Source organism: Mucilaginibacter daejeonensis (genome assembly GCF_020783335.1).
Lineage (GTDB): Bacteria > Bacteroidota > Bacteroidia > Sphingobacteriales > Sphingobacteriaceae > Mucilaginibacter > Mucilaginibacter daejeonensis.
In genome coordinates this window covers 3,674,974-3,697,000 of sequence record NZ_CP086068.1, presented here as the reverse complement: position 1 = coordinate 3,697,000, position 22,027 = coordinate 3,674,974, and the positions used below count along the sequence as shown (strand labels likewise).

15 protein-coding genes are annotated in these 22,027 nt (G+C 50.6%); 6 read left to right on the top strand and 9 right to left on the bottom strand.

Annotated elements, in window-relative coordinates; genetic code table 11:
* Nucleotides 1-338: 338 nt before the first annotated feature.
* The 4 genes from LLH06_RS15740 to LLH06_RS15725 all read right to left on the bottom strand — a co-directional run bounded on the left by LLH06_RS15740 (nt 339) and on the right by LLH06_RS15725 (nt 6,844).
* Nucleotides 339-3,764, bottom strand: coding sequence for an efflux RND transporter permease subunit (locus tag LLH06_RS15740; RefSeq protein ID WP_228170248.1), 3,426 nt, complete (start codon nt 3,762-3,764; stop codon nt 339-341).
* A 38-nt stretch (nt 3,765-3,802) separates the two neighbouring features.
* Nucleotides 3,803-4,906 (bottom strand): efflux RND transporter periplasmic adaptor subunit, encoded by a 1,104-nt coding sequence (locus LLH06_RS15735; protein ID WP_228170247.1) that lies wholly within the window; start codon nt 4,904-4,906, stop codon nt 3,803-3,805.
* Between the two features lie 36 nt (nt 4,907-4,942).
* Entirely contained in the window at nt 4,943-6,322 is a 1,380-nt protein-coding gene (locus LLH06_RS15730; protein ID WP_228170246.1) for a TolC family protein, read from the bottom strand.
* A gap of 63 nt (nt 6,323-6,385) precedes the next feature.
* The gene (locus tag LLH06_RS15725; RefSeq protein ID WP_228170245.1) at nt 6,386-6,844 is read right to left on the bottom strand and encodes a MarR family winged helix-turn-helix transcriptional regulator; all 459 of its coding nucleotides are present in this window, start codon (nt 6,842-6,844) and stop codon (nt 6,386-6,388) included.
* Between the two features lie 281 nt (nt 6,845-7,125).
* On the opposite strand from LLH06_RS15725, the gene LLH06_RS15720 reads away from it, so the two are divergent.
* The 4 genes from LLH06_RS15720 to LLH06_RS15705 all read left to right on the top strand — a co-directional run bounded on the left by LLH06_RS15720 (nt 7,126) and on the right by LLH06_RS15705 (nt 13,773).
* On the top strand, nt 7,126-10,668 hold the full coding sequence (locus LLH06_RS15720; protein WP_228170244.1) for a PKD domain-containing protein: 3,543 nt from the start codon (nt 7,126-7,128) through the stop codon (nt 10,666-10,668).
* Nucleotides 10,669-10,672: 4 nt separating this feature from the next.
* Complete coding sequence (locus LLH06_RS15715) at nt 10,673-11,686, top strand: PorP/SprF family type IX secretion system membrane protein (protein WP_228170243.1); 1,014 nt, start codon at nt 10,673-10,675, stop codon at nt 11,684-11,686.
* 95 nt (nt 11,687-11,781) lie between these two features.
* Nucleotides 11,782-13,500: an alpha-amylase family glycosyl hydrolase gene (locus LLH06_RS15710; RefSeq protein WP_228170242.1), complete on the top strand. Its 1,719-nt coding sequence runs from the start codon at nt 11,782-11,784 to the stop codon at nt 13,498-13,500.
* A 57-nt stretch (nt 13,501-13,557) separates the two neighbouring features.
* Nucleotides 13,558-13,773, top strand: coding sequence for a hypervirulence associated TUDOR domain-containing protein (locus LLH06_RS15705; protein ID WP_228170241.1), 216 nt, complete (start codon nt 13,558-13,560; stop codon nt 13,771-13,773).
* A gap of 128 nt (nt 13,774-13,901) precedes the next feature.
* Here the strand turns inward: LLH06_RS15705 and LLH06_RS15700 are convergent, their stop codons facing one another.
* Nucleotides 13,902-14,234 carry a hypothetical protein gene (locus LLH06_RS15700; RefSeq protein WP_228170240.1) on the bottom strand — a complete coding sequence of 111 codons (333 nt, stop codon included), beginning with the start codon at nt 14,232-14,234 and terminating at the stop codon, nt 13,902-13,904.
* Between the two features lie 207 nt (nt 14,235-14,441).
* Here LLH06_RS15700 and fabG point away from each other — a divergent pair, with 207 nt between their 5' ends.
* Nucleotides 14,442-15,182 carry a 3-oxoacyl-[acyl-carrier-protein] reductase gene (gene fabG / locus LLH06_RS15695; protein WP_228170239.1) on the top strand — a complete coding sequence of 247 codons (741 nt, stop codon included), beginning with the start codon at nt 14,442-14,444 and terminating at the stop codon, nt 15,180-15,182.
* A gap of 79 nt (nt 15,183-15,261) precedes the next feature.
* Entirely contained in the window at nt 15,262-17,352 is a 2,091-nt protein-coding gene (locus LLH06_RS15690; protein WP_228170238.1) for a hypothetical protein, read from the top strand.
* Between the two features lie 38 nt (nt 17,353-17,390).
* Here LLH06_RS15690 and LLH06_RS15685 read toward each other — a convergent pair whose 3' ends face one another.
* The 4 genes from LLH06_RS15685 to LLH06_RS15670 form a co-directional block, all read right to left on the bottom strand.
* A complete protein-coding gene (locus tag LLH06_RS15685) occupies nt 17,391-17,756 on the bottom strand; it encodes a response regulator (protein WP_228170237.1) in 366 nt (121 codons plus the stop codon).
* A gap of 199 nt (nt 17,757-17,955) precedes the next feature.
* Nucleotides 17,956-18,339 carry a response regulator transcription factor gene (locus LLH06_RS15680; protein WP_228170236.1) on the bottom strand — a complete coding sequence of 128 codons (384 nt, stop codon included), beginning with the start codon at nt 18,337-18,339 and terminating at the stop codon, nt 17,956-17,958.
* A 94-nt stretch (nt 18,340-18,433) separates the two neighbouring features.
* Nucleotides 18,434-21,043: a PAS domain-containing protein gene (locus LLH06_RS15675; RefSeq protein ID WP_228170235.1), complete on the bottom strand. Its 2,610-nt coding sequence runs from the start codon at nt 21,041-21,043 to the stop codon at nt 18,434-18,436.
* A 109-nt stretch (nt 21,044-21,152) separates the two neighbouring features.
* On the bottom strand, nt 21,153-21,989 hold the full coding sequence (locus LLH06_RS15670; RefSeq protein WP_228170234.1) for an MBL fold metallo-hydrolase: 837 nt from the start codon (nt 21,987-21,989) through the stop codon (nt 21,153-21,155).
* Between the last annotated feature and the right edge of the window lie 38 nt (nt 21,990-22,027).

The window sequence follows — 22,027 nt, the reverse complement described above, 5'->3', positions numbered from 1 at the left end:
GTATGGATCATTGCCAAATTCGTAAAACCGACGAATCTCAGATCTTTTAGGTTTATCGCCGTGCTTTGCAAGTGTTACATTCGGTGTTACATTTCACATATGGTGTTACATTTGGTGTTACATTCTTGAAAAATGTGGTTTTTTCTGGAAAAAGTTGGGTTTTTACGAATTTCGTAATGCTGAAAAGTGGGGAAAGTTGGGGAATTTTGTTACACCGATGAAACACCTGTAACGCTTGAATTTTTAAAAATCGTGAGCGCTTATCCCACTGATCAGTGCAAATAAAAAGGCCGCTCTTTGGTTAAAAGGGCGGCCTTGCTTTTATTATACCGATCGGCTTAGTGGGCCGGATCGATCAATGGTTTTTCGTCGATGTGCTTGTCGGCTTTTTTACCGAACAGGCGGTTCTTTAAATTGACACGGATCAGGTACATACATGGTACCACGATCAGGGTGATCACGGTGGCAAAACCTAAACCGAAGATCATGGTCCAGGCCAGCGGACCCCAGAACGCCACGTTATCACCACCGAAGTGGATGTGTGGTTCAAAGCTGGTGAACAGGCCAACAAAGTCGATGTTGAAACCTACCGCCAGTGGGATCAGACCCATGATGGCCGCTGTTGCGGTAAGTAATACCGGCGTCATACGGGTATGACCCGCCTCAACCACGGCATCATGTACGCTGGTTCCCTGCTCGATCAGCATATCCGTAAACTCCACCAGCAATATACCGTTACGTACCACCACACCGGCAAGGGCAATGATACCGATACCTGTCATTACGATGGCCATTGTCATACCAAATAAACTCACACCCAGCAATACACCGATGATACTGAAGAATATCTCGGAGATGATGATCAGCGTTTTACCGATCGAGTTGAACTGGATCATCAAAATGATCAGGATCAAACCGAACGAGGTAAGCAATGCGCCACCCAAAAAGGTAACGGCCTCCATCTGATCTTCCTGGCCACCGCCCTGGCGTATGATCACGTTGTCGGGCTTTTTAAAGTTGCCAATGGCGGTCAGTATGGCCGCGTTCACCTCATTAGCGTTATATGGTTTGATCACGTTAGAGCCCAGGGTAAGTACCCGGCGCTGCTGCTTGCGTTTAATGTTACTAAAGGTGTTGGTGTACCTTACATCGGCAAAGGCCGATACCGGTACCTGGCGTATTGCGCCGCCCATACCCATATCGCGGTAGGTCACCTTCATGTTGCGCAGCTCGTTCAGGTTACTGCGTTGTTGCTCCAGTGCACGAACCTGTATCTTGTAATCATCCTCTTTGGTGTTACGGAAGTTGGCCGCAGGTGCACCAAATACTGCGGTCTGCAAGGTTTGGGTCAGGGTTTGGGTGCTTACGCCCTCACGGTTGGCACGCTCGCGATCAATATCGAATACGATCTCGGGCTTGTCGTTCTGCACGTCGGCCACCAGGTTCTCAATACCCGGTATATTCTGTTTATCCAAATAGGTCTTGAGGCGGTTACCGGTGCGTACCAGCGTATCCAGGTTATCGCCAATGATCTCGATACTGATATCCTTTTGTACCGGCGGGCCGCTTGATTCTTGGGCTACCGATATTTTCACGCCTGGCGCTATGCCTTGTATACCTTTACGGATGTTGGCTAAAATGAGCTTGGTATCCTTACCCTCACGTTCGCTAAATTCTTTGAACGCAACGGTCACCTTACCTTTATTTTGGTAGTCACCCTGATCCTCATCCTGAGGGTCGGTAACGCTCTTGGTCACGTTGGAGATGATGGAGGATACGATGTCCTTATCAGGCTCCACGATGTTGGCCACGCGTTGCTCTACCTTTTGGGTCACCTCGTTAGTGGTGGCCTGGTCGGTGCCTATAGGCATGGTGATGTATACGTAAGCAAAGTTAGGATCGCCCGATGGGAAGAACTCAGGGGTTTTGCCCAATACGCTATTGATCACCAAGGCCACGATGAACAGACCTAAAGTACCCAGCAACACTGTGATCGGGCGGCGTACCGCACGCTCCAGCCATTTGGCGTACCAGTTTTGAAAGCGCGGCCATACGTTCTTCTGGAACCTGTCAATGATCTTGAGCAGGAAGAAGTGGTTCACCAGGTACAGGATGATGATCAGCACCATGAAGTTGCCTAATCCAAAGTTGATCAAGTATGAGATCACGGTGGCAATGGCCAAGTAGATCAGTGCGCGTTTGGTCGGTTTGTCAAACTTAGGGTTCTCGTGCTCGCCGTCATGGTGCGGCTTCATAAAGTCCACGGCAAATACAGGGTTCATGATGTAGGCCACTACTAACGACGCCAATAAGGTGATGATCAGCGTGATCGGCAGGAAGAACATGAACTTACCAATGATACTGTTCCAGAACGCCAATGGCACGAAGGGCGCCAGGGTTGTCATGGTACCCGAGAATACCGGCAGGAACACCTCACCGGCGGCCATTTTAGCGGCCTCTTTGATCGGTACTTTACCGTTGGCAAATATCCGGTGCGTGTTTTCGATCACCACAATGGCATCATCCACCACGATACCCAGCGCCAGCAGGAACGAGAAAAGCACGATCATATTGAGCGTAAAGCCAATGGCCGGCATGATCAGGAAGGCGATAAAGCATGATAGTGGTACCGATAGCGCCACAAATATGGCGTTGGTGGTACCCATAAAGAACATCAGGATCACGGTCACCAATATGAAACCGATAATGATGGTGTTGATCAGGTCATTCAGCGTGGTGCGGGTCTTGTCGCTCTGGTCACCGGTAACAGTAATATTCAAGCCTTTAGGGAACACGGTGCGTTGTTTTTCCTTGATCAGGGCATTGATCTTGTCTGAGGCCTCGATCAGGTTCTCGCCGGCACGTTTACTCACGTTAAGGGTGATCACATTTTTGAACTTGCTTTGCTCGGGCGTTTTCAAACGCGCGTAGCTTTCCTGCTCCAAAAATGAATCCTTCACCTCGGCAATATCGCGCAGGTAAACCGCTTGTCCTTTAGGGTTGCGGATCACCATGGCGGCCACCTCATCGGCGTTCTTAAAGTCCTTTTTAATGTCGATGGCACGGCGTACACCATCTGTTTTGATGGTACCGGCCGATGACAGGATGTTCTCGTTACCCACGGCCTGCGCAATATCGCCAAAGCTGATCTGGGCAGCGGCCATCTTGTTCACATCAACGTTGATCTGGATCTCGGGCGTTAAGGCACCGATCTCGTCAACTTTCGATATCTCTTTGAATCCTTCGATCTCGTCCTTCAGCAGGTCGGCATATTCCTTCAGTTTCTTTAGGTCATAATCGCCCGAAAGGTTCACGTAAAGGATCGGAAGATCGGCCACGTTAATGTCAGATATCACGGGCTCTTTAAAGTTAGGGTCATTTTGCGGAAGGTCTTGCTTGGCCTTGTCTACCGCATCCTGAACATCGATCTTGGCATCTTTGGTCTTGATGTTCTGCTGGAACTCGGCCGTGATGATCGATACGTTCTGCACCGAGTTCGAGGTCACCTTTTTTAAGCCTTTCAGCGATTTCAGTTTCTTCTCGATCTGGCGCGTTACCAGGTTCTCCACGTTCTGCGGCGATTGGCCCAGGAACGTAGTGGTCACAAATATCTTGGGTACGGCAATGTCAGGAAAATTTTCCTTGGGCAGGTTGTTGTAGCTGATCAAACCCAGTATGGTGATCAGGAACATCAGCACATATATGGCCGTTTTGTTATCAATGGCCCAACTCGATGGGCCAAATTCTTTTTTTACATCTTTCATATATAGCGATATGATGGAGGTCGTTTACGTTGAACAGATCAGTTGGCCGGTTGCGATACCTTTACTTTATCGCCATCCTCAACGTCGGCAATGCCTTCGGTGATCAGCTGGTCGCCTTGTTTAAGGCCCGACAGGATCTCGGTCTGTCCGCCGTAGGTAACACCGGCTTTGATGTTCACTTTTTTGGCGGTACCGTTTTCGTTGATGTACACAAAGTCACCATCCTCTGACCTTTGGATCGCTTTTACCGGGATCACCACGGCATTGGCCTTATTGTAGTCGGCGATCTTGATGATGGCCGTCATGTTAGGGCGCAGGGTGCGGCGGGTAGGTAATTTGATCTCGACCGCAAAGCTGCGTGAGGTAGGGTCGATGGCCTTGGCAGCAAAGGTAACGCGGGTGGTCAGCGAGTCGTTAGCATCAGGGATCAGGATCTTGACCATGTTGCCGGTGTTCACGCTGGCCGAGTATGATTCAGGCACATCGGCCTTTACCTTTAAGTTATCCGCATTAACGATGCGGATACCGGTTTGACCGGGCTGAGCCACCTGGCCCAGTTTGAGATCCATTTGGTCGATAGTGCCGCTGATGGGCGACACGATGCGGTATTGGCTGGCTTGCTGACGCAATGAGGCCAAAGCCTTTTCGCTGGCCTGCAAAGTGGTTTGTGCTTGCAGGTACTGTACCTCTGTACCGATCTTTTGATCCCAAAGGGCTTTTTGGCGGTTGTACAAGGTGCGGTTAAGTGATACCTGCGCTTCAGACTGAGCAATGCTTTGTTTGAGCACATTGTTGTCCAACTGAGCCAGTACCTGTCCGCGGCTTACATGCTGGCCCACCCGCGCTTTAATGGCGATGATGGTACCCGGAGCCTGCGGATAGGCGGTCACGTTATCCTGTGCATCAATCTTACCCTGCAACTGAACGTAGTTCACAAAAGAGCCGGTCTTTACTTCGGCCACGCCCACTTCAACAGCGGCTGTCGAGTCGGTGGTGCCCACCTCGGCCTGTAACTTGGTGATCTTGCTGTTCAGCTCGGCCTGCTGTTTCTTCAGGTCGGCCAGCTCAGCTTTTTTGTCTTTAGGCTTGTTATTGCAAGCTGCCAGCACGATCAATGCGGGGATATATATCAGTTTTTTCATTGCTTATGGTATGGATATGAGGTTATGGTTATGATATTACTGGATGCGTCCGTATGCTTTTTCGAGTTCAACTTTATATACCAGCGCCTGGTAAAGGCCCTGTATGTATTTGTTATCGGCGTCCTCGAGGTTGGTTTGCGCCTGGGTCACTTCAATGCTGGAACCAACACCTTGCTGGTACTTGATCTTGGATACGCGCAGCACCTCTTTGGCCAGATCCTGGTTCTTACGCTGGCTGTTGAGCGTTTGCAAACCGTTATAGAAGTTGATGCGTGCTGCATTGGCCTGCAGGCTCAAGGCATCTTTCAGCCGGTCGCGGTCGTTCTTTGATTTTTGTACCGTGATCTGGGTTTGGCGCAGCTGGTTCAAACGCTGGCCACCGCTAAAGATCGGCACGTTAAGGCGTAAGCCAATGTAGCTTGCTGGGAAGTTGCTGCTGTACAAGCCGCTGAAGTTGTTGTTCTGGTACGATGAGGTAAGGTTACCAAATGCGTTCAGCGTTGGGTAGAAGCGAGCTTTGCTGCGCTTTACATCGTACTCGTTCAGTTTTACCTGCGTCTCAAAGATATTGTACTCTATACGGTTGCGGTAAAATGTGGTATCGGTGTTCAGGTCGGCAGCGGTCTCCTCCATCTTCACGTCAGATAGCTTGTCCTTCAGCACCAGTTGCTCCTCGATAGGCATACCCATCTGAAACTTTAAGAGCTGATAGTTAAGGGCAAGCAGGCGCAGCGTGTTCTCGCGTCGGGTCTGGAGGTCATTGTATTGGTAGGCTAAACGGTCAACGTCTATCTTCTCTACAAACCCTTGTTTATTTTGGGCAGTGGTTTGATCCAGTTGCTGTTTCAGCTGGGCCAGGTTGGCATCCAGCAATTTGATCTGCTCATCGCTCACCAGTACCTGGTAGTAAGCCTTGGTCACGTTCACATTAGCATCTATACGGCTGCGTTTGTAGTTGCGTACGAACAACTCCTTGTAGGTATTACGTGCCTGCAAGCCTACAAAGTAGCTGGCATCGAACAGGATCTGGTTCACATCCAACGTAAGGTTCGACAGGTATTTTACCCCGAACTTTACCGGTATGAACGAGCCCGGCTGACCGATGAACTCGCCCGGGATAAGTGTGGTAGGGATCTTCAGGTAGTCTTGTATGCTGGCGCCACCATTGATCTGCGGAAGGCCACCACCTACGATCTCTTTAACGCGGTACTCGGCGCTCTTGACATCCAAATTGGCGTTCACCACGGTGTCTTGATGCTCGTACGCGTAGTTGATACACTCTTGTAAGCTAAAGGTGTAGATCTGGCCTGGGGTAGGGGCAGGCCGCGCAGTTTGTTGCGGTTGACCCTGCGCGAATAGCAAGGCTGGAAAACAACTGAACAGTAGGATCGCTGCTGTTAGTTCGCGGATATTCATATAATGATAGAGTTAGTGTTGCTTAGTGATATATGTCGTAACATCATGTTGATATGTCAACTATTATTCAAATTTTAGATCCATGCTGTTGATGTGTTCAGTGCACTTGTCCAGCAGCTCGGTCAGGATCAGTTTTTCGGCTACCGATAGGTTCGAGAACATCATGTTATCCATCAGCCCGATCTCTTCGTGCAGCTGCTTTGCCAGCTTCTGGCCGGCCTCGGTCAGGTTCACCAGCTTCTTACGTTTGTCTACCGTATCGGGTTGCACCTTCAAAAAACCCGCTGCCACTAATGAAGCTACGGTTCTGAGCACTGATGACTTATCCCGCTCCAACTCGTCGGCAATGTCCTGCTGCGAGTGCGGGCCTTCGTAAAACAGCACCATCAGCACAGGGATCTGTTCCACCTGTATGTTCATCCCTTCTTTAGAGAACCTTTTGTTCGACTTGTTACCGATCACTTTGTAAATGTGAAAGATCTTGAACAAGAGGAGGTCGGTCTTTACATCACACTTTTCCACGCCGCAAAAGTATCAATAATGGTTGATATGTCAACTATTATTTTAAAATTTATGCATGCTTATCGCGCTCTTAACATTGCGTTGATATATCATTAATATATCGGTATGATAAATTGAGCAAAAACGGTAGGAGGCTTGACCGTGCCCTATGTATATATGATATCGTTCAGGGGGCGTACGACATTTTATTTTGACGCAATATTATTTATCAAATATTATGTAGTTTTAAAGGCTGCTTTGCCTCAGGCGATCGCGGCATCCCCAATTAAACTATTGAAGCAGTGAAGAGGCTATCGGGCTTGTGTCTTTTATTGTTGTTATTGCTATGCGTGGCCATCACTGCCCAGGCACAAATAACCACCAACCAGGGTACCGAATTCTGGACCGCCTGGATGATGCATAGTAACGGCGTTACCGGCAGTGGCTCCAGCAGCATGAACCTTTACATCACCGGCGATGTGGCCACAACCGGCACCGTCAGCACCGCCGATGGTACTTTTACCGCCAACTTCACGGTAACACCGAACACCATCACCACCGTTGCCATTGACCCATCGGCGTATTTAAGCGGACAGGCGCAGTTCAATAAGGGTATCCATATCCAATCCAAAAAACCGATCGTGGTATATGCACATATTTATGCCAGCAACCGGTCGGGGGCCACGCTGGTATTGCCTGTGGCTTCGCTCACCAATGATTATTATGCCATTAGCTACCGGCAAAAAGCCCAGGCGGCGTCTATAGGTACTACCGGGTCTGTACCCGTATATTCCACGGTCTGCGTGATCGCTGCGGAGGATGCCACCACAGTAGAGATCACACCCAGTGCTACTTTAGTGGATGGCTCACCGAAGGGCCAGGTCAAGACCATTACCCTGCAAAAAGGAGAGTTGTACCAGGCGTTGTCGTCTACCGATCTTACGGGCACGAGGGTGCGCTCGGTAAGTACCAGCTCTGGCACTTGTAAGCGTATAGCGGTGTACTCGGGCAGCAGCTTCATGACCCTGGGCGATACCGGTAACTCGGGCGATAACTTTTTCCAGCAAAATTACCCTACCGTGGTTTGGGGCCTCAGCTATATCACGGCGCCGCTGGCCACCAGAGCGTACGACTATATCCGCATCGTGACCAGCGACCCGGCCGCCAACGTTACCGTGAACGGCGTGGTGCTGGATAAGACGCTCCTGACCAACAACTTTTATTACGAATTACCCAAGATCGCCACCCCGCAGGTGATCACCGCCGATAAGCCCATCCAGGTAGCACAGTATGCCGTGACCCAGGGCAACGGCAACACAACAGTAGGCGATCCCGAGATGATCTACCTCAGCCCTATCGAGCAGGGGTTGGATCATGTGACCCTGTACTCGCCGGGGGTGTTCAGCATCGCGCAAAGCTATATCAACGTGATCTTAGCTACCAGTGCGGTGTCATCATTCACGGTAGATGGGGTGGCTTACACCAATTTTACACCTATAGCAGGTTCCAATTATTCATATGCGCAGGTGCCGGTGAGTTCTAACGCCACGCACCTGATCAGGGCCAGTACCACTTTCAATGCCATTGCTTATGGCTTCGGCAACTTTGAATCGTACGGCTATGCGGCAGGTACCAACCTGAGCAACTTGTCGGAGTTCATTGCGTTGAGTGGTACCAGTAGCGGGCCAACGCAGATCAGCGGTTGTACCGGCATTCCATATTACCTGGAACTTACTGTGCCGTATCAGCCCACCAAGATCGTATGGGATCCTAATGATGGCAGCGTACCGGTAACTCAAACCAACCCCAAATACAGTACTACCACCACTAAAGACGACGGCACGGTGCTGTATACCTACGTTTTCTCACGCACGGTGACCTATCCGGCCGGCAACTATACGGCTTCGGCTACAGTGACCGTACCGGTGATCACCAATAGCAGTTGTGGTGCCGAAAAGCAGATCAGCTTCAACTTTAACATTGCCGAATATCCGGTGGCCAACTTTACGCCGCCAGTAGGCAATTGTGCAGGTAGTACCGTATCCTTTGCTGATGCCTCGGATGCGGTGGGTAACGTGATCAGCAAGTATGTATGGGATTTTGGCGACCCTAACGCCACAGCGGCCAATCCCAACACGTCCACCTTGAAAGATCCTCAACACACGTATACCGTTGGCGGCCGCGATTACAACGTTAAACTTACCGTAGTGAACCAGAACGGTTGCGAATCGGCCACGGTGACCAAGGTGATACATGTGACGGCCAACCCATCGGCCAACTTCAAATACCTGTCGCCGTCGTGTGGGGGTAAGGAGGTCACTTTTAATGATCTGTCGGTGCCTAATGAGGGTGCGATCACCCAGTGGGTATGGAACTTTGGCGATGGCACCCCTGAGCAGACCATGACCACCAACGCCGCGTTCACTCATGTTTTTGCAGATGTAAAAACCTACGCCGTGACCCTGAAGGTGACCACCGATAAAGGTTGTACCAGTACTGTGTACACCGGCAACGTGGTGGTGAATCCTAACCCGGTGGTGGATTTTTTGTTACCGGAGGCGTGTTTAGTAGATGTGGCCCGCTTTACCAACATCAGCACCATTGCCGATGGCAGTGAGAGCCAGTTCACCTATGAATGGGATTTTGGTGATGGCAGCAAGGCAACCACCGCCAACGGGTCACATAAGTACAGCACGGCAGGTAACTTTATTGTGAAGCTGAAGGTGACCTCTAAGGATGGCTGCTCTACCGAGACCAGCAAGACCTTCGCACTGAACGGTGCTTTCCCGGTCACTAAATTTGTGATACCTGACCAGATCTGCAGCAGCGATGACCTGGTGATCCAAGATCAGAGCACGGTGGACCCGGGAAAGATCGTGCGGTATGATATCTATTATGACTACGACCGTCACCCGACCGAATTCATTCAGTACGATAAGGACCATACCGCCATACCTGACGATAAACGTTTTGTCCATGATTATGGCTTTAGCACCACACCGGCTTATAATGACTATCACATCCGCATTTTAGTGTATTCGGGTAATTCGGCCAGTTGCCAGGCGGTTTATGATAAGCCTGCAGTAAGGGTGTACGCCAATCCTGATGTGGTGCTTGACCCACCCACCAGCGTTTGCCAAAGCGACCCGGCCTTTACCATTACCGGCACCACCACATTTGCAGGTACCGGTGTGTTCAGTGGTGGCGGCATAGCGGCCAATGGCACGTTCGACCCTAAGGTGGCCGGGCCGGGCGATCACACCATCACTTATGTGTTCACATCAGCCGAGGGTGGTTGTACCTACACCAAGGTGTTCACCATTAAAGTGCTGCCGGTACCGGTGATCAACGGCAACCGCGAGCTGGTGATCCTGGCAGGCGGGCAGATCACGCTGGAACCATCGGTAGTATCGGTGAACCGCACGCCACTTACCTACAGCTGGACGCCGCGCACCGGTCTTAATGACCCTTCATCGCCTAACCCGGTAGCCAGCCCAACTACCGATACGCGATATGTACTCACGGTGCAGTCGCCAGATAAATGCCCTTCCACCGCAGTATTTACTGTTAAGGTATTGCAGCAACCCAATGTATATAATACTTTTACACCTAACAATGATGGCCGTAACGATACCTGGGTGATCGAGCACATCGATAGCTACCCTAAAGCCACGGTGGAGATATTTGACCGCAACGGCGACAAGGTATTCAACTCCATAGGCTACCCCGTACCGTGGGACGGACGCTACAGGGGTAAGGATCTTCCGGTGGGTGCTTATTATTATATTATCGACCCCAAAAATGGCCGCGCGGTCATGAGCGGGTGGGTCACCATTGTACGATGAATTTATGAAACGACCTATACTTACCTTATCACTTTTAATGGCGTGCTGGTGCCTTGCTTTGGCGCAGCAAAAGCCTCAGTATACGCAATACATGTTCAATAATTACCTGCTTAACCCTGCGGTGAGCGGTATAGAGAATTATACGGATATGCGTGCCGGCTACCGCAGCCAGTGGACAGGCCTTGAAGGTGCGCCAGTGACCAGCTACCTGTCGGTCAATATGCCTTTAGGTGATCGCTTTTTATACGGCGACCCCATGAGCATGCAGGGCGAGAATCAAAACCCACTGAGCCGTTTGGCCACGCAGGATTATATGGCGGCCGAGCCACACCACGGCGTAGGCATCATAGCCATGACCGATCGCGCAGGCCCTATCAATCAAACCAGTATCAACGGTACTTATGCTTACCATCTGGGCCTCACCAGCAAGCTCAACCTATCGGTAGGGGTATCGGCCGGCATCAACCGCATCACGTTGGATGTAAGCCAGGTAAAGTTGGAGAACCCCGACGATCCGGCCATTTACAATGGTAACAATAGCCAATACCGGCCTGATGTGGGTATGGGTGTTTGGGCATACTCAGGCCAGTACTACTTTGGCGTATCGGTGCAGCAGCTCATCAAACAAACGATCACCTTTGGCGATCGCTCGGTTTATAACCAGGGCAAAACGGTGCCACACTACTTTTTTACCGGTGGTGTAAAGGTGTTCCTGGATGATGACATCACTTTGCTGCCTTCGGCGTTGTTTAAGCTGGTGAGCCCGGCTCCGGCAAGCTTCGATATTAACTTAAAGCTGGCCTTCAGCAATAAATTTTGGGTGGGCGGGTCGTACCGTCATAACGATGCTAAATCGGCCATGCTGGGTTTGAACCTGAGCAAGGTGATCAACTTGGGCTATGCGTATGATTTTACCAGCTCCAACCTGCGTACGGTGAGCAATGGCACGCACGAGATAGTGCTGGCCATTTTGTTCAACAACCGCTACAATGTGAGCAGCGCGCAACGTAGCTGGTAAATATTAGCGCACAATGCAGCTGGTAAATTTTTAACGTAAATATTGTCCTTGGTGCCGGTCAAACCGTAAATTGCGGTACTTACATCACACCTTACATGGCATCTACACCCGATCATAAGCTGATCATATACCAGTTACTGCCGCGCTTGTTCGGCAATACCAACACCAATAACAAATTCTACGGCAGCATTGAAGAGAACGGTTGCGGCAAGTTCAACGATATTACCTGTACCGCTTTAAAAGCCATCAAGGATATGGGTTTTACCCATATCTGGTACACCGGGGTGATCGAGCATGCTACCATGACCGACCATACGGCCTACGGCATCAAGCGCGATGATCCAGATGTGGTGAAAGGCCGTGCCGGTTCGCCATATGCCATTAAGGACTTTTATGATGTAGCGCCCGACCTGGCCGTGAGCATACCTGACCGTATGGCCGAATTTGAAGCGCTGATCGCCCGCACTCATCAGCAGGGCATGAAGGTGCTCATTGATCTGGTGCCCAACCACGTGGCGCGCACCTATGCCTCAGATGTGAAGCCCGACGGCGTACGCGATATCGGTGAGGATGATGATGTGACCAAAGCCTTTAGCCCTACCAACGATCTGTACTATATCCCCGGCCAGCGCTTTACCGTGCCACAAGGTTATGATCCCGGCGGACCGGAGTTCGTTGACCCGTTAAAAGATGGTCAGTTCGACGAGTATCCGGCCAAGGGAACAGGCGATGATGTTTTTACGCCAAGTCCATCGGTCAACAACTGGTTCGAAACGGTAAAGCTCAATTATGGTGTCGACTTTAATGGCGGCTACCATTGCCATTTCGACCCGGTGCCGCCTTTGTGGAATAAGATCCTGCATATCCTGAGCTATTGGGCGGACAAAGGCGTTGAGGGCTTCAGATGCGATATGGTGGAATACGTGCCTACTGAGTTTTGGGCATGGCTTATCCCGCAGATGAAGGAGCGCTACCCTGGTATCATCTTCATTGGCGAGGCCTATCGCACGGGTGAGTACCGTAATTACCTGTTCCATGGTCAATTTGACTATCTGTATGACAAGGTGGGCCTGTACGATGCCCTGAAGCGGCTGATCCGCGATGAGCATGGCGCCAGCACCTGGCAGATCAATGCTGTGTGGAACCACGATAGCCAGGGTATAGATGAGCGGATGCTGCGCTTTTTGGAGAACCATGATGAACAGCGCATCGCCTCGCCTTACTTCGCGGGTGACGCTTGGCTGGCCATACCGGCTATGATCGTGACGGCCACATTGAACACTGGACCGGTAATGATCTATTTTGGCCAGGAAGTGGGAGAACCCGCAGCCGGCGCCCAAGGTTTTAGCGGCGATGATGGACGCACCTCTATTTTTGACTACTGCCCTGTACCCGAACACCAGAAATGGTTGAACGATGGCCAATGCGACGGAGGCCGGCTATCGGAAGATCAGCAGCAGCTGCGTTCATTTTACCGTACGCTGCTGAACGTAACGACTAAGCATGAGGCCATTACCCATGGTAGCTTTTACGAGCTGATGATGGCCAACGAACGGGAGTGGGGCTTTGACGATAAGCTTTACCTGTACCTGCGATACACCGATCAGCAACGTTTATTGATCGCCGTGAACTTTAGCCGCCACGAGCGCAACTTCAATATCAGGATACCGGCCGATCTGCTTCAGCAATGGGGCTTGAACGGTGCCATCGAGCTCACCGATCTGCTGACCGGTAAGTTGATCAGCACTGCTGATATCAATGGTGGCGTGGCGGCGGTGCTACCAGCGTCGGGCGGGTTAATACTCCAATTTTGAGTGGTGGGCAATGGTGGCGTGGCTTTTGCAACAACGAAGGCAAAAACATCAAATACCATGAAAAAAGGAGACACCGTACACTGGGAGTGGGGCAAATCGGAAGCCGAAGGAAAGATCGAGGCTAAGCACACCAGCACCGTAGAAAAAAAGACCAAAGGTACCACCGTAAAACGCAAGGCCAGCAAAGATGAGCCTGCTTACGAGATCAAACAAGACAACGGCACTAAAGTGATCAAATCAGAAAGCGAACTGAAAAAGGGCGGAAAGAAATAGCCCGATCTTGGTAAGAGCAAAGACCCAAGATGCAAGAGCCAGGACCTTTGAAAGGACATCCTGGCTCTTGTCTTTTTATCTTTTAACTCTTGTGTCTTGCTTCTTATATCTTGTCTCTCAACTTGCCTCTATCTCTTAATATAAACCTCGCCTTTGTAAGGGCTTATGGTGTCGTAAAAATCGTACCCGGCCACGTGCATCAGGTAATAGGTCATGATATCGCACCAGCAGATCTCGTCATGAAACATGGGTACCTTAGGGAATTTGCCTTCCTGGCGGCTTTCTTCCTTGTTATAATTGTACTCTCCATCATGCTCCTTGATCCAGTCCCTGAACCGGTCAAATTCGGCAGGCTCAGAGAACACGATCTTGAAATGGGTGTCTTCCTTGACCTCTTTCAGGTCGTCATTCAAATAATGGTGGTATTTATGCCGGTGACGGATGATCTTAGCGGTGTTCATAGGTAGTGTAAGTTTAATACCCTAACACCGTACCTACTGTTAAGTTTGATAACGTTATGGGCGAAATATTAGCAGTGGGGCAGGACAATAACGTTGCCCGATCATACGCCTTAAGGTCGCTATAGCCACAAGCATGGAAGCCCGTGATTTCAACAAAAAATCCTTACCTTCACGCCTTCGAAAAAAACATTACTCGAGAACACGAATATGAAACTGTTAGAAGGAAAGACCGCGCTTATCACCGGTGCATCGAAAGGGATTGGTCGTAAAATAGCCGAGAAATTTGCCGAGCACGGCGCTAATGTGGCTTTTACCTATTTGTCATCAGTAGAAAAAGGGCAGGCCCTTGAGCAGGAATTACAAGCTTACGGCACCCAGGTAAAAGGTTATCGTTCCGACGCTTCTAAGTTCGACGAGGCCGATAAGCTGATCAACGATATCGTAGCCGATATGGGCAAGCTCGACATCGTGGTGAACAACGCCGGTATCACCAAGGACGGCCTTCTGATGCGTATGACCGAAGACCAGTGGGACGAGGTGATCGACGTGAACCTGAAATCGATATTCAACATCACTAAGGCTGCTTCACGTATCATGATGAAAGCACGTCAGGGTGTGTTCATCAACATGAGCTCGGTAGTGGGTGTAAAAGGTAATCCGGGTCAATCGAACTACGCGGCTTCAAAGGCCGGTATCATCGGCTTCACCAAGTCAGTGGCCAAAGAGCTGGGTTCGCGTAATATCCGCGCCAACGTAGTGGCCCCGGGCTTTATCAAAACTGAAATGACCGAGATCCTCGACCCTAAAGTGGTTGAAGGCTGGACCAACGATATCCCGCTTAAACGTGCCGGCGAGACCGATGATGTGGCCAATACTTGCGTATTCCTGGCTTCAGATATGAGCGCTTACATCACCGGCCAGGTATTGGGCGTTGATGGTGGTATGTAATTAGCAAGCACACTAACCGATACCATGAGCTAAAAAGTTCAGGTAAATAAGAAATAAACAGCATATTTGGGATACAAGTATGCTGTTTTTGTTTTCGGTCACCTGGGGTACGGTTTCGGGCTGGTATATACCATTATGTGTGTTGCTGGGTGTGCTGTACGCATGGCTGCTCTACCGCGACCCGGTGATCCTGGATAACCGTATGCGCTGGCTGCTGGCCGCCCTGCGCGCTGTGGCGGTGAGTCTGGTCGGCTTCCTGCTTGTATCGCCGCTGATCCGCACGGTCAACTATGAACCGCAAAAGCCGCTGGTAATCATCGCGCAGGACAATTCTACGTCCATTAAGGCCTTTAAGCCTAAGGGTTTCGATCTGCCTAAGTTCCATCAGCAACTGGCGTCATTGAAAGCGCACTTGGGTGATCAGTATGATGTTCGTGAATTCCACTTTGACCGTGACCTTCAGCAAGGGCTCTCATCTGCCTATAACGGCGACCGCACCGACATTGCCTCAGCGTTGACCCAATTAAAAGAGCAGTACGCTGGACAGAACATTGGCGCCATCGTGCTGGCCACCGACGGCCTTTACGACCACGGCGCCGACCCTCGGTATGTGGCGCGCGACCTCAAGACCAACATCTATACCGTAGCTCTGGGCGATACCATTCCACGCCGCGACCTCGTTGTTGGCAACGTGAACTATAACCGTACCGCATTTTTAGGGAATGATATGATCCTGGAAGTGTTGGTAGAAGCCTATCAAAGCAGAGGAGAGACCATGCGGCTTACTGTAGCTGAGGATGGTCGCAAAGTGTTCACGCAAAGCATACCGGTAAATGATAACAGCTTCCGTAAAGTGGTGCCGGTCAAGGTCAGCGCCGATAAAAAGGGTATCCACCGCTTCACGATAGGGCTGGCCCCGGCCGTTAATGAGCTCACACTTAAAAATAACACTGAGACCGTCTACATAGAAGTACTGGATGCCCGGCAAAAGATACTGCTGGTATATGATGCTGCCCACCCTGATATCGGCGTGGTCAAAACGCTGGTAGAGCATGACCGTAACTTTGAACTTAAAGCGGTTGCCCTCGATAAGCTATCGACCGTTAAACTACCCGACTATGGACTGCTGATGCTGTATCAGGTGACCGCCGGCGATAACCTGGCGCTCAAGAACTATGTTGCCCAAAGCAAGGTGCCTGTTTGGTACATGGCTGGTGCGCGCTCCAACCTGGACGACCTGAACCAGGAACAGAACACCATCCGTATCATTGGTGGCCGTGCCGATGTGCAGGAGGAGTTCGCCGTACCGGTCAAAGATTTCTCGCTGTTCACCTTGTCTGATTCTACGCTGAAGAGGCTCGAACGCTTCCCGCCGCTGATGGCGCCGTTCGGTAATTATGGTTCGGCGCCCGGTGCATCGGTGTTATTGAAGCAACGCATCGGCAGCGTGAGCACTACTTACCCTTTGCTGGCCTTTAACGAGGTGAATGGTCGCCGTACCGCCACCCTGACCGGTGAGGGCATATGGCGCTGGAACCTGGCCGAATTTCAAGAGCACAACGACCACCTGGCGCTGGAAGAACTATTTGGCCAAAGCATACAGTACCTTACGGCCAATACTAACCGTCAGCGCTTCCGGGTATACCCTGCTCATAATGTTTTTGATGAAGGGGACGACGTTATCCTCAACGCCGAGCTTTATAATGATGCCTTGCAGTTGGTCAACACGCCCGATGTGAGCGTAGATATTCGTAATGAGAAAGGCAAAAGTTATGGGTTCCTGTTCACCCGCACGGGACAGAGCTACCAACTTAATGCGGGTGCCTTGCCTGTAGGCGAATATAGCTTTAAAGCCAACAGCGTATTGGGTAAGCAGCGCTTCAATGCTGCCGGCAAGTTCACCATTAAGCCGCTCGACCTGGAAAGCAGGCAAAGTACCGCTGATCACGCCCTGCTGTATGACATGGCCAAACGTTCAGGCGCACAAATGCTGCAACCCTCTCAATTAGGAAAGCTGGTAGATCTGATACGGCATAATGACAACATCAAGACCATCGTGTATGATGATGAACATTACAGTGACCTCATTAACAATAAATGGCTTTTTGGGCTGATCTTGATACTGTTAAGCGTCGAATGGTTCTTGCGTAAGCGGGAAGGGGAGGTGTAGGTAGGAGAGCTATCTATCAGGATAGCACAGCAAATTGATCAGGCCGCGAGTTCAAGGCATTTATTCACCGTGCCGATCAGGTCATCAATGTCAAATGGTTTGGCGATCACGGCATCGCAGCCAAAGCTGTAAAAATCAACATTGGTACTGTAAGCCGAAAAGATGATGACCGGTATCCTGTGCAGCACCTTGTGCGATTTGAACATACGGCAAATGTCACCACCGTTAGCGTCAAGCAGCTTGTAATCCAAAATGATCAGATCAGGTAAGTACGACTCGGCCAATGCAACGATGTTCACACTCGTCGACGTGCTTTTTACTTCGAAGCGCTCATAGGTGAGCACCTCGTGCACGATCTCGAGGATGTCCATATTGTCATCAAGTACTAATATCTTTTTAAGCATAAAAAGTTTGTTGACCTGGTATGCAGGAGCAGCGGCTAATGGCGCTTACTGAACAGAGGCTGGCAGCTACGCAATAGTAATGGTGTTGGGCTAATATAGAGATGAAAGGGCTTAACTAAGGCAAACATACGAAAATATTTTCACCTTGGGAGTGTACAGAGTTCCGTAGGTCAAGTTAGTGCAGCGAAGGGTACCGCAACTAAGCCATCGAGCGTTGTTCTTGCAATAAGTTGTTGATCTTATTCACCAACTCTTTCATTTCGAATGGCTTTGCTAAAAAATCATCAGCGCCTGCCTCCATGGCCGAGCCTTTGATATCGGTACTGGCCGATAACATGAGCACAGGCATGTGCCGTGTATCGTCATTGGCCTTTAGTGCTTTGCAAATGGTGCGACCATCGCAGCCCGACATCCATATATCCAGGAGCAGCAGGTCGGGGAGTTGATCATCCAGTTCGAGCACATCATTACCGTTGTATGTACTTGATACCTCGTAGCCATGTAGATCGAGGATCATCTCGACCGCATCAACGATACCCGGATCGTCGTCAGCGATCATTATCCGTTTCGGCAGATCTTTCATTTGATATGAGCAAACTTAATTATTTGTTCATTCAGTTAAAAGGTTCTCCTAAAAATATTTGTTGCAACCGCTATCGAACTGATAGGACGCCGGGTTACTTCACAATGCTTTGACCCGAACTTAGCGGCAGTGCGAAGTAAAAGATCGAGCCCTCTCCCGGTACTGAGCTGAGCCATATGCGCCCACCCTCACCTTTAATGATCTCAGCCGTAATGTATAGGCCCAATCCTAACCCCGGGAAGGTATGTTGGTTGCTGCCGCTTACCCGGTAAAACTGGTCAAACACCTTTGGCTGTTTATCAGCACTAATGCCGATGCCATGGTCCTGTACCGATATGATGGCCTCAGTATCGGTCATGGAGCTGCTTATGGTCACGCTATGGGCAGACGGAGAGTATTTGATCGCGTTGGTGATCAGGTTGGTCAGTACCTGCCTGATGCGGTCGGCATCGGCGTGCACGGGTGCAGTGGAATGGAGGTCGGTGATCAGTTGATGTTTATGAGCGGTGCGTTGCAGGTCCTCGCAAACTTCCAGTACCAGGTCATTAAGATCAAAGTGGCGATCATGGAACTGCAAACGGCCCGACTGGATCTTGGTCACATCGAGCAGGTCGTTGATAAGCGAACTCAGGCGATCGATCTGGCTGTTCATTTTGCTCAGCATAAGCGCCTTTTTATCGTCCACCTCGCGCTCGAACATGGTCTGCAATACTTGGGCATAGGCTTTTACACTGGTGACTGGGGTCTTAAGCTCATGACTGGCCACACCTATAAATTCGTCCTTTTGCTGCTGCAGATGCATTTGTTCGCTAATGTCCACGCAAGCGCCTATATAACCTTTAAAGCCGCCGTCCACATGGTATTGCGGGTGGCCGGTACACACGATCCAGCGCCGGGTGCCATCGGTATGTTGTATCCTGAACTGGCTTTCATGGAACACGCGTTGAGTAAAGTCGTTAACGAAACGTTCGCCAGCCAATGCTCGGTCATCGGCCACTACAGCCTCTACCCATCCCTGGCCAAGGTGCTCGTCAAAAGATCTGCCTGTCCAGTTGAGCCAAATATCGTTAACGTAGGTGATGCTGCCTTCGGCGTCGGTCATCCATAAGGCCGCGGGCGATGCCGTGGTAATGGCCCTGAACAGCTCTTCGTTATCGATCAGAGCTTTTTGAGCGGCCAGTTCGGGGCGCATGTCGCGCACTACCGACGCTGAACCCAAAGGCTGGCCTGTTGAAGTGTCGCGTAACAGCAGAGTGGTCACAAAACAGGGGATCGCTTCGCCCGTGTTGGTGTTGCGGAACATCAATTCGCCCGACCATCGGTCGTCGGTCAATAAGGCGGGATCCACCACCTGCCTGACACGGTCAAGCTCAGCTTCCATCAAATAGGCTGCGCGCTTACGGGTATCTTCGTGCAGTACTTTGATGTCAAGCATACGGCGACCAGCCTCGTTAAGGTAGGTAAGGTCGCCACTCTTATCCATCAGGCTGATCATGTCCGTACTGTTCTCGATCAGCCAAAGCAGCTTTCGTTGCTCTTGTTTGGCCTCGGCCTCAGCGGTTATATCTTGTACAATGCCCGAAAGGTATACGGGGTCATTCTGGTCATCGTATGTATATTTACCCAATACACGCACCCAATGAATGGAGGCGTCCTTCCAAACGTAGCGCGCCTCAAAGTCCAGGCTGCCGCTGCTTACGGCCAGTTCGTAGGCTTTGCGGCGCACGATCACGTCGTCGGGGTGAATATGTTTAATGAACTCGTCACGCTCAAGGCCAAGTTCCGTCTTACCGGTGAGCACCCTGGTAAAAAGTGGGGTATAAGTGATATCTTTTGAGGGAAGATGGATAAAATAGCTGCCGGCGTCAATGTTCTCGAGCGCTAATTGGGTGAGTTGCTCAGCCGAGCGCAGCCGCTCGTCGGCACTGATCTGTGCACCAATATCCATGGCTATCCCTGAGAATCGGTAGGGCTCACCTTTTTCATTGAAGTAAGCTTTTCCTTTGCAGTGCAGCCAGCGCAATTTATTGTCATCGGCGCCAATGGTGCGAAAGCGCACATCATACACACCGCCAGATGATATATCAAGTGCGTTCCTAACCGCCTTATCTACCACCGCCCGATCTTGAGGGTGCATATACCGCAACACCTGATCATACGAGGCGGTATCAGCACGGTTAAAGCCATATAGTTCTTTGGTGCGGTCGTCCCACGTAATGCTCTTATTAGTGACGTCGAGGTCCCAGGTACCAATGCCGGCGGCTTTGAGCGAAAAGGCAAGTTGCGCCTCCACATCAACGATCTGCTTTCGGGCCAAAACCAGCTCGGTAACGTTAGTGGCCGTATTAAGGATGCCCCAAACCTGGCCATCAGTAGTTAAAAGCGGCTTGTAGGTGAAGTTGTAATACCGCTCGACCGGCCTGCCATCAATGATAAGTGTAGCCGGGTCTTGTTTGGCCTCATAGGCTATGCCGCTGCGGTACACATCGTCCAGCAGTTGATGAAAAGGTTGACCTTCAAGTTCAGGTAGTGCCGCCTTTAGGGTCTGTCCAAGTACTGAAGTATCCTTGCCCCACGCACCATATATCATAGCCTTATTGGCTATATGGATACGCATCTCAGGGCCCACATAAAGCGCTATAGGTGTAGGCGATTCTTCGATCAGGGCCCGCAAAGCGGCAACGTCATTTTCAAGGTGGTCCATGCTCAGGTAACAAATCTACATTTTTGCCCCGATCTATAGCACGCTGTTATGACCCATTTTTGGTTCGGGTCAAAACTTGCTTACAACCTAAGACAGTAATGTACGATACCTAGAAAAGGGAGAACTGAGTGGTACTAAAAGCTGGGACGGTATTCGTGACAGAGACCTCGTTACCCAGTTCATTGCTGACCTTGAATACTGGGCTTTCCTCATAGCGTGAGGCCACTGTAACGTGGGTGCGGCCGGCATGGGCAGCAAAAAGTTCGAGTGCCAGTTTGGGGCAGTTATTATCCTTAGAGAGGTGAGCCAGTAGCAGGTGGCTCATAAAATGAGGCTTATGGTCAATGAAAAGATCAAGCGCCTGTTTGTTCGACAAGTGGCCCCTTCCGCCGGTTATGCGCCGTTTTAGATGGTATGGGTATCGGCCGGTGGCCAGCATCTGTTCGTCATAGTTAGCCTCTAAAAAGGCGGCATGACATTGTTTAAAATAAGTCACCAGGTGTGCGCAAGGTACGCCTATGTCGGTAAATACGCCTACCCGCACCTGGCCATTGCTCACTAAAAAGCTATGTGGTTCGGCAGCGTCATGATATTTGGGAAAAGCAGTGACCGACAGGTCGCCGATCCGTATGGCCTCATGCCCCCTGAACGGTCGCACCAGTTCGCGCTGCAAGAACAGCTTGCCATACTGCATAGTGGCCGACGTGATATACACCGGTAGCTGGTATTTTTTGGAGAGCACCTCGAGTCCACGAATATGGTCGCTATGCTCGTGCGAAATAAAAATGGCCTTTACCTTTTGCATGTTCAAGCCCAGGCGTAGCATGCGGCGCTCGGTCTCGCGGCATGATAGTCCGGCATCAACCAATATGGCCTCCCGGTGGTTGCCAACATAGTAGCAGTTGCCGTTACTGCCTGAGTTGAGTGAAGCGATATAAAGTGCCATGTAACTTACAAATTAACCGCTTTTTATTCAAAAAAGTA